This is a genomic window from Sphingopyxis sp., from assembly GCF_034380315.1.
Lineage (GTDB): Bacteria > Pseudomonadota > Alphaproteobacteria > Sphingomonadales > Sphingomonadaceae > Sphingopyxis.
This window is the reverse complement of sequence record NZ_JAXMPB010000004.1, coordinates 324,736-339,811: the sequence shown is the minus strand read 5'-3', so window position 1 is coordinate 339,811 and position 15,076 is coordinate 324,736. Positions and strand designations below refer to the sequence as shown.

Below are 15,076 nucleotides of genomic sequence, written 5' to 3'. Positions count from 1 at the left end.
CAACCGGCGCCCGCCCCCGAAAAGGGACGGGCACCAATGGCCTGAATGGCTCAATGCGCCGCCTGCGGCCCCCGCTCCACGCCCGATTGGGCAAGCTGAGCATCGATTTCGGCGACCAGCCGGTCAAGCCCCGCCGCGTCGGCCGCCTCGGCCCGCGCCACCAGCACATCCTGGGTGTTCGATGCGCGCAGCAGCCACCAGCCGTCATCGGTCAGCACACGCGCGCCGTCGGTGCGGTCGACCTGCGCGCCCGACGCGGCGAGCCGGTCCAGAACTTCATCCACAATGGCGAATTTGCGTACCTCGTCGACCTGGAAACGCATTTCGGGGGTGTTGACCATCGGCGCCATGCCGCTGCGCAGCTCGGTAACGCTCTGGCCCAGCTTTGTCGCCGCCTCGATCAACCGCACCGCGGCATAGGGGGCGTCATCATAGCCATAATAGCGGTCGGCGAAAAAGATATGACCGCTCATCTCGCCCGCCAGCGGACTGTCGCTTTCCTTCATCTTCGCCTTGATCAGACTGTGTCCGGTCTTCCACATCAGCGGGGTTCCGCCGAGTTCGGCGACCCGGTCGAACAACGCCTGGCTGGCCTTCACATCGGCGATGACCGTCGCGCCCGGTCGATCCTTCAGCACCGCGGCGGCATAAATTTGCAGCAACTGGTCGCCCCAGATCACCCGTCCCTGACCGTCGATCGCACCGATGCGATCGCCATCTCCATCGAAAGCGACACCGAAATCGAGGCTCTTTTCGGCGACCAGCTTCTTCAGATCGGCCAGATTCTTTTCTTCGGTGGGATCGGGATGGTGGTTCGGAAAATGACCGTCGATATCGGTAAACAGCAGGTGATGCTCACCAGGCAGACGCGCGGTCAGTTTTTCGATGACGGTGCCCGCGGCGCCATTGCCCGCATCCCAGCCGATGCGATAGGCGCCGCCGGCGAAGCCCTCGACCAGCCGATCGACATAGGCATCGACGATGTCGATGCTGTCGGCGTGCCCGGTTCCGCTTTCCCAGTCGCCCGCCGCGGCCATCGTACCGATCGCCTGGATGTCGGCGCCGAAAAAGGGGCGTCCCTGAAACACCATCTTGAAGCCGTTATAGTCGGGGGGGTTGTGGCTGCCGGTTATCTGAATGCCGCCATCGACCTCTTCGGTTGAGGCCGCATAATAGAGCATCGGCGTCGGCCCCAGCCCGACACGCAGCGCATCGACCCCGGCCTCGTTGATCCCGCGAACAAGCGCCGCCTCCAGCATCGGCGACGACAGTCGGCCGTCATAACCGACCGCCACCCGTCGCCCGCCAGCGCGCACGATCAGCGTCGCGAAGCTGCGCCCAATCGCATAGGCGTCGGCGTCCGACAGCGTGTCGCCGACCACACCGCGAATATCATATTCGCGCAGCATCGTCGGATGGAAAACATGGCTCATGGGAGAGGACTCCTTTCGTGGAGGGCGGTTCAGGCCGCGGCGAACAGATCGCCGTCGGGGTGCAGCTTTTCACGTTCGGGCAGGTTCAATCCGCCCATCGCCTCGCGCAGTTCCTGGCGCGCGACGACATGCCCCATCCCCATGCCGCCCAGATGCGCCTTGTCGAGCAGAGTGAGCCCGGCAGGGAAAAGCTCGCGGTAAATGACGCGCTCGCCAAGCCCCGGGATGACGCGGAAACCGACGCGGCGCGACAATTGGCCCAGCGCCTCTCCGACGCGGCGCATATTGTGGGCATCGACATGCTGAAGCCGGTTGCGCAGGATGATCCAGTCGATCGTGCGCCCGTCGCTCTTGGCGCGCGCCTTGCGCGTGTCCCAGATCAGTTCGGAATAGAAGCTCGGCCGCACGACCTGAAAGCTTTCGGGATCAACCTGACCGATCAGATCGAAATCGATGAAGCTGTCGTTGATCGGCGTGACCAGCGTGTCGGCACTGGTCGCGATGTGCCGCGCGAACAGATCGTCGCGGCCCGGCGTGTCGGCGATGAAATAGTCGGCGCCTTCACTCAGCCGCGCAACCTGTTCGTCCAGCTCCTCGACCGTCGATCCTTCGAAGACTTCGAAACGCGGGGTCGGCAGGTCGATGCCGCGGCGCCGCGCGGTGTTGGTGCGGTTTTCCAGATAGCGGTGAAAGGTGCGCTGGCGCGGGTCGAGGTCGATCCCCGCGACGCGCCAGCCCTGGCTGGCGAGCGCGACCGCGAAATGGACCGCGCAGGTCGATTTGCCGGTTCCGCCCTTTTCATTGGCAAAGATGATCCGGTGGGGGGCTGCGCTCGTCATGGCCGTTGCGATTTTCCTGTTGGCGCGGCATGGCGGCCGCATGGGTGGTGCCTTTAGCGCCGCCAATATCGGAGGGCGGGCGGCCGTGCAAATCATCCGTGACATCGCAACGCTTCATCGCGCAATCGACGCCCTGAAACTGGGACGAAAAAGCGTTGCTCTGGTTCCCACCATGGGCGCGCTGCACAACGGGCATCTGTCGCTCGTCCGCATGGCCCGGCGCGTTGCCGACCATGTCGTGGTATCGATTTTCGTCAATCCGACCCAGTTCGGACCCAATGAGGATTTCGACGCCTATCCCCGCGACGAGGGCCGCGATGCCGCCCTGCTGGTCGATGCAGGAACGGCGTTGCTGTGGGCTCCCGCGGTCGATGTGATGTACCCGGACGGGCATCGGACACATATCGAAGTCGCCGAACTGGGCGCGGAATATTGCGGTGCCGCACGGCCCGGCCATTTCGACGGCGTCGCTACCGTCGTTGCGAAACTGTTCAATCAGGTGCGCCCCGACGTCGCGATCTTCGGCGAAAAGGATTGGCAACAGCTCGCGATCATCCGCCGCATGGCACGCGACCTCGACTTTGCGATCGACATTTTGGGCGCGCCGATCGCGCGCGACAGCGACGGCCTCGCCCTGTCGTCGCGCAACGCCTATCTGACAAAGGACCAGCGCGCCGCCGCAGCCGCCTTTCCAGCCGCGCTACAGGCCGCCGCGCAGGCGATCGCAGCGGGGGAAGACGTCGAACGCAGCCTGGCCCGGGCCGAAGCGGCGATAGTCGCGGGCGGCTTCGACAGTATCGATTATGTCGCGCTCGCCGATGCCGACAGCCTGGAGCGGCTGACCGAATTTCGCGCACCGGCGCGCCTTCTGGCGGCCGCGCGTATCGGAAAAACCCGCCTGATCGACAATCTTGCGGTGAGCTGAACCAACAGTTTTTATTGGGTTTTTCTAATAATCCCCAAGAAAATGGGCACGTCGTTAACGCTTTGTTGACCATAAGCCGCAAGGTTTGGCCCCGAAGTCTCCATGTGGGGTGGAGGCGACAAGGGGATGATCATGGCGAACAGTCTGAAGTCTGCCCAGTTTCTGATCGAAAGCCGGCTGCTCGATGCGGCACGCGGCGATGCCAATGCCTATTTCGATCTGGGGATTGCTTTCTCAACCGGCACCGGAGGGGTCGATGTCGACCTGATCCAGGCGCATAAATGGTTCAATCTCGCCGCGCTTGGCGGCAATCGCGAAGGCCAGCGCTGCCGCGCCGACCTGTCCGACGAAATGTCGCGCGACGAAATTGCCGAGGCGCAGCGCCAGGCCCGTGCCTGGCTCGACGAAACCGCCCGGCGCCCGGCTGCCCGGCGCTTTGCAGCCTGAACCCGCTTCGCGTCGCGGCACCGGCCTGACCCCCGCGCCGCGCAAAAGCCTTTAGCGGTCAGCGAAGGCGCGTCTGGCTTTCGGCCACGCGCGTATCCATCCTGCTACCGCTCATCGACCCGCCGGAAGGGCATATGCCCTTCCAGCCATTCCATCTCGGATTCTTCGGCGCGGCGTTCCTGCGCCAGAAAGTCGGCGACGGCGCGGCGGAAACCAGGATCGGCGATATAATGCGCCGACCAGGTTGCGACCGGGCCATAGCCGCGTGCCAGCTTGTGCCCGCCCTGCGCTCCCGCTTCGACCCTTGCAAGGCCGCGCGCGATCGCGATGTCGATCGCGCGATAATAGCATAGCTCGAAATGAAGAAAGGGGATGTCGGCCAGACAGCCCCAATAGCGCCCGTACAGCGTGTCGGCGCCCAGGAAATGCATCGCCCCCGCAACGGGCCGCGCGCCGTCATAGGCCAGCAGCAGGATGATCCGCTCGGCAAGCCGCGCACCGATCAGGTCGAAGGCAGCGCGGGTCAGATAGGGGTGCCCCCATTTTCGCGCGCCGGTGTCCTGATAGAACAGCCACATCGCATCCCAATGCTCGGGCCGGATGCCCTCGCCGGTCACTTCCTCGATCCGCAGCCCCTCGACCGCGCGGGCGCGTTCCTTGCGCAATTGTTTGCGCTTCGCCGAATTGAGCGTGGCGAGGAAATCGTCGAACCCCGCATAGCCCCGATTGGCGAAGTGAAACTGAATGTCGCGCCGCACCAGCCAGCCTGCCCGCTCGAACAGCGGCATTTGTTCGGGCGCAACGAAGGTCGCATGCGCCGACGACAGGCCGTGCTGGCGCACCACCGCCTCCGCAGCGCGGATCAGAAGCCCGGCATCCTCATCCCCCGCCGCGAGCAGGCGCGGCCCCGGCACCGGGGTAAAGGGCACCGCGATCTGCAATTTGGGGTAGTAATCACCGCCCGCGCGCGTCCAGGCGTCGGCCCAGCCATGGTCGAAGACATATTCGCCCTGGCTGTGCGCCTTCAGATAGGCGGGCGCAGCGGCGACCAGCACCCCGGCGTCATCCTCGACCAGCAAGGGCGCCGACTGCCAGCCGCTGCCAGGCCCGACGCTGCCCGATTCCTCGAGCAACGACAGAAAGGCATGGCCGACGAACGGATTGGCATCGCCCGCCAGCGCATCCCACGTCGCCGCATCGATTGCAGCGACGCCGGTGCCGAGCGAAACGGTCCGGGCGGGCGGGTCGGCCTCCGCCATCGGCCGCCTAGGCCGGTTTCACCGCGACGATGGCGTCGACCTCGACCGCCGCGCCGAGCGGCAGCGACGCGACGCCCACCGCGCTGCGCGCATGACGGCCGACTTCGCCCAGCACCGCTTCCATCAACTCCGACGCGCCGTTCGCGACCTTGGGCTGCGCGGTAAAGGCGGGGGTGCTGTTCACAAAGACGCCCAGCTTCACGATTTTTTCCACGCGCGACCAATCGCCGCCGACCGCCTTGCCGATCTGGGCCAGCAACATGACCGCGCAGCGGCGGGCCGCCTCATAGCCCGCGACCTCGTCAAGGTCGTCGCCCAGCCGTCCCGTCACCACCTGTCCGTCGCGAAAGGGAAGCTGACCGCTGATATGCAGCACCCCGCCCTGCTCGACGACGGGAACATAGGCTGCGACCGGCGCGGCGGGCTGGGGCAGTTCGAGGCCGAGTTCGGCCAGCTTGGCAGCGATATCCATGATCTTCTTTCCTATACTAGTTCTGACCCGGGGGCCGGGACATTTTCGGTGAGCCGCGCCAATATCCAGTCGCGCGCCGCGTTCCAATCGTCGATGCGCGCATGGGCATGGGGGGCGGGGGCAATCTTGTCCGCGATGGCCGGCTCGCCGACCATATGGAGCCGCCACACCGCCGGCGCCTCGATGGCGACCGAATGATGATGCCGCGGCAGGTCGTCGATGAAGACTGCGACGCTCGGTGCGCGCTCTTCGACCAGACGGCGCACCGGCTCGCCCTTGCCGCCGCGGCTGCCGATCACCGGCGCCACCAGGCCGAGCGCGGCCAGCTGTTCGCTGCGCGCCTGCTGATGCTCGGGGCCGACATTGGTAAGCACGACGATATCGGCCTGTGCGCCGATCGCCGCCATTGCGGCCATCGCGCCCGGAACCGCATACTGCCGCCCCATTTCATGCCGAAAAAAGCCGTCAAGCAACGGCCAGACCTCGCCCGCCTCCAGCGGCGTTCCGCATTCCTTGCGCTTCAGCGCGCCCGCAAAGCTGGCATCCTCCATGCGGAACAGCACGCCATGCGCCTCGTCCACCCACTGCGCAAAGGGAACGACCATGTGCATCAGCACTTCGTCGCAATCGGTGATGACCAGTGGGCGGTTCAAGCCTCCATCCTTTCATTCCCTTCGAGGCGGCGGGCGGCCGCCGCCAGTTCCATCGGATCGATCCCGAGCACCGCCGCGCAGGCGACGAGATCGGGTTCATGCGCGGCAAGGAAGGACAGAATGGCCGCCAGGGTCGCACGCTGATCGAGCGAGGCACGCAGCGTTTCGGGGGCCAAGCCGGTCATTCCAAGCAGGCGCTCGGCGCGCGGCTCGTCGCTCAATATCCAGCCGAGCGCGTGGAGCGCCCATGTCGCGTCGCTTTCGCGCACCCCGCTCCATCCTTTGTCGTCAGCCGATTGTGTCATGCCGCCGATTCGCCTAAACGGGCCGCGGACGCAAGCGGGGAAAGCCGAAAATCATGGGCAAGACCATATTGGTCGTCGAGGATAATGAGCTGAACCTGCGCCTGTTCTGCGACCTGCTCAACGCCCATGGATATAGCGCCCATGCGGTACGCGACGGGCGCGACGCGCTGGCCAGGGCACGCGAAATCGCCCCCGATCTGATCATCATGGATATTCAGTTGCCGCACGTCAGCGGGCTCGAACTGATCGGTCAGATGAAGTCGGACCTGACGCTGCGCGCGGTGCCGATCATGGCGGTCACCGCCTATGCCGGAAAGGGCGACGAGGAACAGATTCGCGCGGCGGGCGCGGAGGCCTATGTCTCCAAACCCATTTCGGTGATCAAGTTCATCGAGAGCGTCGGCGTTTTCGCCTGACGCACCCGCGCCGGGCGAAGGCGCCGAAGGAACAGACGTCACAGCCGAAATCCGGTCGGTCCGCCGCCAATGAAAAGGGCGGCCCATGGCCGCCCTTGATGATCCGGTCTCCGGCTTGTCGGGTTATCGCCCGGCGGGCGGCGGGACCGGCGCCGGCGCGCGCTTTCAGGCGGCGCCGCGACGGTGCCGAAGCGCGGGGACGGGCGCCTTTGCGGCGCGCTGCCACGGGGCATCATAGTGAATGTCGACCGCCGCACTCGACGCATCGACGAGCAGGGTCCAAAAGCTTGCGAGCCGGTCCGGCCGCGAACTGTTGCGGTTCATTGTTTTACTCCTGAAGGCGTCGCGGTCGCGGGAGGGGGAGAGGGGGGAATGCGGCCAGCGACGCCACGGGCAATATAGGATCGCTGGAAAGCCTATTGGCGCCAAAATTCGCGGTGATCGCGACCAATTTTAGCGCTATGATCACAAATATGGCAAAAATGATCGATCTCGACTCATTCGACCGGCGGTTGCTCGACCTGGTGCGCCAGAATAATCTGGAACCTGCACGCACGCTGGCGGACAAGGTTGGCCTGTCCATTTCGGCGGTGCTGCGGCGCTTGCGCCGATTGCGTGAGGAAAAGGTGATCGTCGCCGACATAGCCGTCGTCAATCCGGTGCTGACCGGCTCGGCGCTGACCATGCACGTGCTGGTGCGGATGCAACAGGCGGGCCCCCAGACGATGGACGCCTTTGCCCGCGAACTTGCCCACCATCCCGAAGTCACCGGCGCGTGGGACGTGACGGGCGATGAGGATTTCCTCCTGAAGATCCAGGTGGCGACGATGGAGGAATATGACGGGTTCACCCGCCGGGTGCTGAGCGAAGACAAGGGCGTCCACAGCTTTACCACGCTGATCACCATTCGCACGATCATCGACAATGATGCGGCGAGGCGGCCTTTGCGGTTCGGTTGAGCCCGCATCCCCCGCGCGATCGGGCACGAAAAAGGGCGGCACGAACGGCCGCCCTTTCGACTTCCGCCCATGCGGGAGGAAGCAGCATCGTCACACCATCCCGCAACGCGGGACGGGACAACGGCTTACTTGATCTTGGCTTCCTTGAACTCGACGTGCTTGCGCGCACGCGGGTCATATTTGCGCACCGACATCTTTTCCGTCATCGTGCGGGGATTCTTTTTCGTGACATAGAAAAAGCCCGTGTCGGCGGTGCTCACCAGCTTGATCTTGACGGTCGTCGGCTTGGCCATGGCCTTTGTTCCTCGAAAAATCTGCGCACCTGCCGAACGCTTCGACACATGCGGCGGGACGCTGGCCCCGACTAGGGTTGTGAAAAACAAAGAGGGCCGCGCGCTGGACGCCGCCCCCATTTATCCGCGCGCCATTGGCTGGATTCGCCGCCGCTGTCAAGCAAAAGGAAGGGCGGGCGCCAGAGGAAGCGCCCGCCCGGGAGGGGTCTCAGGCGTTGCGAATCTCGAAACGCACGGTCATTTCCTTCCAGCTTTCCTCAGCGACACCACCGCGTGTCGCGGGTTTGAAGCGCCATTTGCTCAGTGCCTGGCGCCGCGTCGCCTCAAAAAAGCCGGGGCTGTCGCTACGCAGTTGTTCGACCGCCTTCACGCGCCCATCGGTTCCGATCAACACGCGCACCGTCACGCTGCCCTCCATCTCGGCGCGCTGTTCACGGGCCGGATAGTCGGGCTGAAACAGCCGAGCGAAGCGGGGATCTACCTTGGCTAGCACCAGAGGCGGGGGCGGAGGTGGCGGATCGAACACGCCCCCCCGGTCCGTACCCGTGCCCATGCCCGTGTCCACTGTCGGACCATCAATGGCGATCGGCTCGATGGTCACTCCGGTATCGGTGATCGGCGGCAACGGCGTGGGCGGGGCCACGACCGGCGTTTGGGCTGACGGGGACCGCGGCTTCGCTTCGGGTGGCAGCGGCGCTGGATCGGGATTTGCCAGCGGAATCGATGTCCAGCTTGCGGGCTCGGAGCGCGGCGGCGTATCGATCACCATCGGCGATAGCGCCACCGCGACCACCAGCGCGGCGGGCAATCCGAACGCGAACAGCGCCGCGATCGGACGGTGCCCCGCGCCGGGATCATAGCTGCCGCGCACCAGCGGCCGTGGGCCGCCCGCGGGCGCCGTAATATGTTCGGGTGTTGCGACGATGGCCGAGATCAAGGGTATCAGGGTCATGGCATCTCTCCTTGCCTGTGACGACCCGCCCCCCGGCTTGTCTGACCGCCGGTGTCGGTCGGATCAAGACAATGATATGATGTAACAGCCCATATTGTCAATTGGCAAAGTCGGCAAAGGACCCCGCGCCCGCAACACGGGTTGGATCAGCGTTCGCGGCGGTCAGCGCGCGGCGAGTCGGACGATTGCCTGATCGCGGTCGATCAGCGGCAACAGTTCGCCCATGTCGGGGCCATGGTCGCGCCCTGTCAGCGCGCGGCGCAGCGGCAGGAACAGCGCGCGGCCCTTCGCCCCTGTCGCCGCCTTTACTTCGGCGGTGAGCGCGTGCCAGGGGTCCGCCGTCCAATCGACGCCGGGCATCGCCGCCGCCGCCGCATCGAGCACCGCCAGATCGGCCGCGTCCGGGGCCGGGGCCGCAAATGGCCCATCGAACACCGACACCCATTCGGCGGCCTCGGCCAACGTCATCAGATTGGGGCGAATCGCATTCCAGCGCCCGGCATCGATCGCGGCGGGCAGGCGATCCGCGACCGCGCCATAATCAGTGTGGTGCAAGATTTTCTGGTTGAGCAGCGCCAGTTCGGCTTCGTCAAAGCGTGCTGGGGCGCGGCCGAAACGCGCAAAATCGATGCTGGCGACCAGCGGCTCCGCCGATGTGACCGGTTCGACCGGATCGCTGGTACCAAGCCGCGCGAGCAGCGCGACGAGCGCGATCGGCTCGATCCCCTGATCGCGCAGGCTTTCCATACCGAGCGAGCCCAGCCGCTTCGACAATTTGCCCTCGGTCCCGACGAGCAGCGCTTCATGCGCAAAGGCGGGCGGTGTCGCGCCGAGGCTTTCGAACATCTGAATCTGCGCCGCGGTATTCGACACATGATCCTCGCCGCGCACGACATGGGTGATACCCATCGCAATATCGTCGATGACGCTCGGCAACAGATAGAGCCAGCTGCCGTCGGCACGGCGCACCACCGGATCGGACATGGTTTTTGGTTCAAAATTCTGGGCACCGCGAACCATATCGGTCCATTCGATCACTGCATCATGATCGAGGCGAAAGCGCCAGTGCGGCGCCACACCCTCGGGAATCGGCGCATCGGCGCCCTTGCGCTCGTAAACCGGCGGCAGCCCGCGCGAGAGCAGGATCTTGCGGCGGATATCGAGCTCTTCGGGCGTTTCGTAACAGGCATAGACGCGCCCGGCCGCCTTCAGCTTTTCAAACTCGGCTTCGTACAGCGCGAAGCGCGCCGACTGACGCTCTTCTCCATCGATGTCGAGGCCGAGCCACGCAAGGTCGGCGCGAATGCCCGCGACATATTCCTCTTTCGAGCGCTCCAGGTCGGTATCGTCGATCCGCAGCAGAAAGCGTCCGCCATGCTTTCGCGCCCACATCCAGTTGTGGAGCGCGGTACGAACATTGCCGACATGAAGCAGGCCGGTTGGCGACGGAGCGAAGCGGGTAACGACGGTCATGATCCGCGCCTATAACGCGATTCGCGGCGAAGGCGAGTCAGGCGGTGCGAAAGCCGTGGGTGATCGGATAGCGGCGGTCGCGCCCGAAATTGCGGGTCGACAGCTTCACCCCCGGCGGCGCCTGGCGGCGCTTATATTCGGCGATCGCCAGCAGCCGTTCGATGCGCGTGACGGCGTCGCGGTCGAAACCATGCCGCGCCACCACATCGTCGACGCTCGCTTCCTCCTCGACCAGCATGTGGAGCATGCGGTCGAGATCGTCGTACGGCGGCAGGCTGTCTTGATCCTTCTGGTCGGGGCGCAGCTCGGCGCTTGGCGGCTTGGTGATGATGCGGTCGGGCATCACCGGCACCACCGGATTGCGCGACAGCCGCGGAACATGCGCGTTGCGCCAGCGCGCCAGCGCGAACACCGTGGTCTTATAGGCGTCCTTCAACGGGTTATAACCGCCCGCCATATCGCCATAGATGGTCGCATAACCGACGCTCATCTCGCTCTTGTTGCCGGTGGTCAGCAGCATGGGGCCGAACTTGTTGCTGAGCGCCATCAACGCAAGCCCACGGATGCGCGACTGTACATTTTCCTCGGTGGTATCGACATCGCGATCCGCGAAGCTGTCCGTCAGCATCGTATCGAACGCCTCCACCGCCGGGGCGATCGCGATGCTGTCGAGCCGGGCGCCGATCATCGCGGCGCATCCGGCCGCATCGTCGAGGCTGTCCTGGCTGGTGAAGCGGCTGGGCAACATCACGCACCAGACTTTTTCGGGGCCCAGCGCGTCGGCGGCAATCGCCGCGCAGATCGCCGAATCGATCCCGCCAGACAGGCCGAGCACAACACCCGGAAAGCGATTGCGCTCGACATAATCGCGAAGGCTGACGATCATCGCGCTGTAAATATCGGCGGGGTGCGCCTCCCATTCGGCGCGCGCACCGGGGGCGCAGGTCCAGCGGCCATCGGCGCCGCGGGCCCAATGGGTGAGCCGTTCCTCCTCCTCCCAGTCGACCAGCCGGTGCACCGCCGCACCGTCGGCATTCAGGACAAAGGAACAGCCGTCAAAGACCAGTTCGTCCTGCCCGCCGACGCGATTGAGGAAAATCAGCGGCAGGCCGGTTTCGGCAACCCGCGAACCGAACACCTGCGCCAGGCGGCGGTCGTCCTTGTCGATTTCATAGGGGCTGCCGTTGACCGAAATCAGCAGTTCCGCCCCCTGCCCCGCCAGATGCGCGCAAACCGCGGGGAACCAGCCATCCTCACAGATCGGCAAGCCCAGTTTCACCCCGCGCCATTCGACAATGGACGGCAGCGCCCCTGCCGCAAAGACGCGCTTTTCGTCGAAGGTGCCGTAATTGGGCAGCTCATGCTTGCGCCGCGTCGCGACGACCCGTCCGCCGTCGAGCAGCGCGACGATATTATAAAGCCTGCCATCGGCATCGCGCTCGACCGATCCGACGAGCATCGCGGGGCCGCCATCGGCGGTTTCGGCGGCAAGGTCAGCGAGCATCGCGGCGGCGCGTTCGGCAAGCGCGGGTTTGAGCACCAGATCCTCGGGCGGATAACCGATCAGTTGCAATTCGGGATAAAGGATCAGGTCAGCACCCCGGTGCCGCGCCCGCACGGCGCGCATCGCCGCGGCATTGGCGGCAAGATCACCGACCGCCTGGGTCGTCTGGGCCAGAAGGATGGAGAGCGTTTCGGCACGGTCGGTCATGGACCCGAGCCTTACGCCCGGCGGCCGCGATTGCAATGATCAAGCCGACACCAGAACCGCACAGCCTGGGCTGGACCAAGGGAAACGTCCGATGCGGGCGAAGCCCCGGCTGGCCACCCATCGCCGCGCCACGTACCGCGACCGGCAAAGATCGCCCTTTCCCTTCGCGTCCATGCTGGTTAAGGGGGCGCGCAATCCCACCCCGCTCGCGAAAGGGCCTGCAGCGCCATGAAACTCATCTCCGGCAACAGCAACCTGCCGCTGGCTCGCGCCATCGCCGATTATCTGGAACTGCCGCTGACCGACACCAGCGTCCGCCGTTTCGCCGACGAGGAAGTGTTCGTCGAGATTCATGAAAATGTGCGCGGCCAGGATGTCTTTATCGTCCAGCCGACCAATTTCCCGGCGAACGACAATCTGATGGAGCTGCTGATCCTGACCGACGCGCTGCGCCGCGCATCGGCCAAGCGTATCACTGCCGTCATCCCCTATTTCGGCTATGCCCGCCAGGATCGGAAACCCGGCCCGCGCACCCCGATTTCGGCAAAGCTGGTCGCCAACCTGATCACCACCTCGGGCGCCGACCGTGTCCTCGCGATCGACCTGCACGCCGGGCAGATCCAGGGCTTCTTCGACATCCCGACCGACAATCTTTATGCCGCCCCGGTGATGAGCGCCGATATCCAGGCGCGGTTCGGTGACAAGAATCTGATGGTCGTGTCGCCCGACGTCGGCGGCGTGGTGCGCGCCCGCGCGCTGGCCAAGCGGCTCGACAACGCGCCGCTGGCGATCGTCGACAAGCGCCGCGAACGCGCTGGCGAATCGGAAGTGATGAACATCATCGGCGATGTCGAAGGGCGTTTCTGCGTCCTGATCGACGATATCGTCGATTCGGCGGGCACGCTTTGCAACGCCGCCGCCGCGCTGAAGGCCGCGGGCGCCGAGGGCGTCGTCGCCTATTGCACCCACGGCGTGCTGTCGGGCGGGGCGGTTGCGCGCGTCGATGCAAGCGAACTGACCGAGCTGGTCATCACCGATTCGATCCAGCCGACCGACGCGGTCAACGGCAGCAGCAAGGTGCGCGCCCTGACCGTCGCGCCGCTGCTCGGCGAGGCGATCAAGCGCATCGCCGACGAAACCAGCGTCTCCTCGCTGTTCGATTGATATCGCCGCCGGGGTCCGGAAACGGGCCGCCGCGAAGGCGCATTGCCTTGCGCCCGCTTTGTCCCCACTATTCGCGAACCTGCGGACCATCAGGCCCGCGGGCGACTGAATGATGGGGAAGCATTTGGCCGAGCAGACATCCGCAAGGCGGCGGCGTAAAGGCGCGATCCGGCGCCTGTTTCAATCGGTCGCGCTGCTGACCGGATGCGTCACCCTGCTCGCCTTGCTGCTGTGGGCGCTCTTCCCCTTGCCGTCGCTCGACGGACGAAGGAGCAGCCATATGGCGGAAGATATCGAAGCAACGTCGGTCGGCGCCGCAATCGGCCGCGCCGCCGCCGCGCACCCGGGGCAGAGCGGCATCTATCTGATCCCCGACGCGCTCGACGCCTTTGCCGCGCGTATCGAGATGGTTCGCGCCGCCGAGAAATCGGTCGATCTGCAATATTACATCTGGAACGACGACCTGTCGGGCCGGCTCTTGCTTGCCGAACTGATCCGCGCCGCCGATCGCGGGGTGCGCGTACGCCTGTTGATCGACGACAATACGACGGCGGGGCTCGACCCCATGCTGATCGGCGCGAATGCGCATCCCCAGGTGGAGGTGCGCCTGTTCAACCCGCTGACGTTGCGGCGCCTGCGCTTTGCCAATTATCTTTTCGCCTTTCCCCGCCTCAACCGGCGGATGCACAACAAATCGCTGACCGTCGACGGGTCGATGACGATCGTTGGCGGCCGCAATGTCGGCGACGAATATTTCGGCGCCGAACAGGATGGGCTGTTCATCGATATGGATGCGCTGGCGATCGGGGCGGTGGTTCCCGACGTGTCGCGCCAGTTCGACGAATATTGGAACAGTCGTTCGGCCTATCCATCCGAACGGCTGATCGCCGCGGACCGGGCCGAACCGATGGCGACGCTGCGCGACCCGCCCGCCGCGACGGGCGAAGCGGGGCAACGCTATCGCCGGGCGGCGGCCGAGACCGCCTTCATCCGCGATGCGATCGACGGCCAGCTTGCCTGGCAATGGACCGAAGTTCGCCTGTTCAGCGACGATCCGGCAAAGGCGTTGGGCGCCGAACCGCCCGAATCGCTGCTGGTGAACCGCCTGAAATCGACGATCGCCGATGCCCGCAGCAGCTTTCATCTGGTGTCCGGCTATTTCGTCCCGGCCGGGTTCGGGACCCAGCTGTTGTCAGGCCTCGCGCGGCGCGGGGTCGATACCAGCGTCGTCACAAACGGATTTGCCGTGACCGATGTGCCGCTGGTCCACGCGGGCTATGTCAAGAAACGCGCCCCGCTGTTGAAGGCCGGGGTCCGGCTGTACGAAGTGCGCAAGGATCCGGCAAAACCCGCCGTCGAAACCGAACATTCGGCCACACGCTTCAGCGGCGGCGGCGAAAGCCTGCATGCCAAGACCTTCGTCGTCGACCGGCGCTGGCTTTTCGTCGGCTCGTTCAATTTCGATCCGCGCTCGGCACAGCTCAACTGCGAAATGGGCTTTCTGATCGACAGCCCCTATCTGTCGGGGCTGGTTGTCGACGGGCTCGACGAGCGGCTTCCCGCGCACAGCTATGCGGTCGCCCGCTCGCGCAAGGGGGATCTCCAGTGGATCGATTCGTCGGGGCCAAAGCCCCGGGTGCTGACGACCGAACCCGACACCACCCGCTGGAACCGCACGCTCATCTGGCTGCTGTCGCATCTGCCGATCGACTGGCTGCTCTGACGGCGGCTTCGGCGGCGGCCCACGCGGTTTGATCCGTGACAATCGCCATCGT

17 protein-coding genes are annotated in these 15,076 nt (G+C 65.3%); 6 read left to right on the top strand and 11 right to left on the bottom strand.

The annotated features are described in order from the left end of the window. Positions 1–50: 50 nt before the first annotated feature. Positions 51–1,433, bottom strand: a complete 1,383-nt coding sequence (gene pgmG, locus U0S50_RS09860) for a phosphoglucomutase/phosphomannomutase PgmG (RefSeq protein ID WP_322308596.1) — start codon at positions 1,431–1,433, stop codon at positions 51–53. 29 nt (positions 1,434–1,462) lie between these two features. Beyond that, positions 1,463–2,272, bottom strand: coding sequence for a division plane positioning ATPase MipZ (locus tag U0S50_RS09855; RefSeq protein WP_322308595.1), 810 nt, complete (start codon positions 2,270–2,272; stop codon positions 1,463–1,465). A gap of 85 nt (positions 2,273–2,357) precedes the next feature. On the opposite strand from U0S50_RS09855, the gene panC reads away from it, so the two are divergent. Together panC and U0S50_RS09845 are read left to right on the top strand one after the other, a co-directional pair. Beyond that, entirely contained in the window at positions 2,358–3,197 is an 840-nt protein-coding gene (gene panC / locus U0S50_RS09850; RefSeq protein ID WP_322308721.1) for a pantoate--beta-alanine ligase, read from the top strand. 132 nt (positions 3,198–3,329) lie between these two features. Beyond that, the gene (locus U0S50_RS09845; protein WP_322308594.1) at positions 3,330–3,644 is read left to right on the top strand and encodes a hypothetical protein; all 315 of its coding nucleotides are present in this window, start codon (positions 3,330–3,332) and stop codon (positions 3,642–3,644) included. A 104-nt stretch (positions 3,645–3,748) separates the two neighbouring features. Here the strand turns inward: U0S50_RS09845 and U0S50_RS09840 are convergent, their stop codons facing one another. The 4 genes from U0S50_RS09840 to U0S50_RS09825 are packed head-to-tail and all read right to left on the bottom strand — an operon-like array spanning position 3,749 to position 6,333. Continuing rightward, a complete protein-coding gene (locus U0S50_RS09840; protein WP_322308593.1) occupies positions 3,749–4,903 on the bottom strand; it encodes a GNAT family N-acetyltransferase in 1,155 nt (384 codons plus the stop codon). Positions 4,904–4,910: 7 nt separating this feature from the next. Continuing rightward, entirely contained in the window at positions 4,911–5,375 is a 465-nt protein-coding gene (locus tag U0S50_RS09835; protein WP_322308592.1) for a RidA family protein, read from the bottom strand. 11 nt (positions 5,376–5,386) lie between these two features. Continuing rightward, positions 5,387–6,028 (bottom strand): HAD family hydrolase, encoded by a 642-nt coding sequence (locus tag U0S50_RS09830; RefSeq protein ID WP_322308591.1) that lies wholly within the window; start codon positions 6,026–6,028, stop codon positions 5,387–5,389. Beyond that, complete coding sequence (locus U0S50_RS09825) at positions 6,025–6,333, bottom strand: DUF3572 family protein (protein ID WP_322308590.1); 309 nt, start codon at positions 6,331–6,333, stop codon at positions 6,025–6,027. Before U0S50_RS09825 ends, U0S50_RS09830 begins: the two co-directional genes overlap by 4 nt. 53 nt (positions 6,334–6,386) lie before the next feature. On the opposite strand from U0S50_RS09825, the gene U0S50_RS09820 reads away from it, so the two are divergent. Next, entirely contained in the window at positions 6,387–6,749 is a 363-nt protein-coding gene (locus tag U0S50_RS09820) for a response regulator (protein ID WP_322308589.1), read from the top strand. A gap of 165 nt (positions 6,750–6,914) precedes the next feature. Here U0S50_RS09820 and U0S50_RS09815 read toward each other — a convergent pair whose 3' ends face one another. Continuing rightward, positions 6,915–7,073, bottom strand: coding sequence for a hypothetical protein (locus U0S50_RS09815; protein WP_322308588.1), 159 nt, complete (start codon positions 7,071–7,073; stop codon positions 6,915–6,917). A 149-nt stretch (positions 7,074–7,222) separates the two neighbouring features. Here U0S50_RS09815 and U0S50_RS09810 point away from each other — a divergent pair, with 149 nt between their 5' ends. Then, positions 7,223–7,708: an Lrp/AsnC family transcriptional regulator gene (locus U0S50_RS09810; RefSeq protein WP_322308587.1), complete on the top strand. Its 486-nt coding sequence runs from the start codon at positions 7,223–7,225 to the stop codon at positions 7,706–7,708. 125 nt (positions 7,709–7,833) lie between these two features. Here the strand turns inward: U0S50_RS09810 and rpmG are convergent, their stop codons facing one another. The 4 genes from rpmG to U0S50_RS09790 all read right to left on the bottom strand — a co-directional run bounded on the left by rpmG (position 7,834) and on the right by U0S50_RS09790 (position 12,137). Continuing rightward, positions 7,834–8,001 carry a 50S ribosomal protein L33 gene (rpmG, locus tag U0S50_RS09805; protein ID WP_003042331.1) on the bottom strand — a complete coding sequence of 56 codons (168 nt, stop codon included), beginning with the start codon at positions 7,999–8,001 and terminating at the stop codon, positions 7,834–7,836. A gap of 208 nt (positions 8,002–8,209) precedes the next feature. After that, on the bottom strand, positions 8,210–8,953 hold the full coding sequence (locus U0S50_RS09800; RefSeq protein ID WP_322308586.1) for a TonB family protein: 744 nt from the start codon (positions 8,951–8,953) through the stop codon (positions 8,210–8,212). A 162-nt stretch (positions 8,954–9,115) separates the two neighbouring features. Then, positions 9,116–10,426, bottom strand: coding sequence for a glutamate--tRNA ligase (gene gltX, locus U0S50_RS09795; RefSeq protein WP_322308585.1), 1,311 nt, complete (start codon positions 10,424–10,426; stop codon positions 9,116–9,118). 37 nt (positions 10,427–10,463) lie between these two features. Then, on the bottom strand, positions 10,464–12,137 hold the full coding sequence (locus U0S50_RS09790) for an NAD+ synthase (RefSeq protein ID WP_322308584.1): 1,674 nt from the start codon (positions 12,135–12,137) through the stop codon (positions 10,464–10,466). A gap of 228 nt (positions 12,138–12,365) precedes the next feature. Here U0S50_RS09790 and U0S50_RS09785 point away from each other — a divergent pair, with 228 nt between their 5' ends. Together U0S50_RS09785 and U0S50_RS09780 are read left to right on the top strand one after the other, a co-directional pair. Continuing rightward, entirely contained in the window at positions 12,366–13,301 is a 936-nt protein-coding gene (locus U0S50_RS09785; RefSeq protein WP_322308583.1) for a ribose-phosphate pyrophosphokinase, read from the top strand. A 109-nt stretch (positions 13,302–13,410) separates the two neighbouring features. After that, on the top strand, positions 13,411–15,024 hold the full coding sequence (locus U0S50_RS09780; protein WP_322308582.1) for a phospholipase D family protein: 1,614 nt from the start codon (positions 13,411–13,413) through the stop codon (positions 15,022–15,024). The last annotated feature ends 52 nt before the right edge of the window (positions 15,025–15,076 follow it).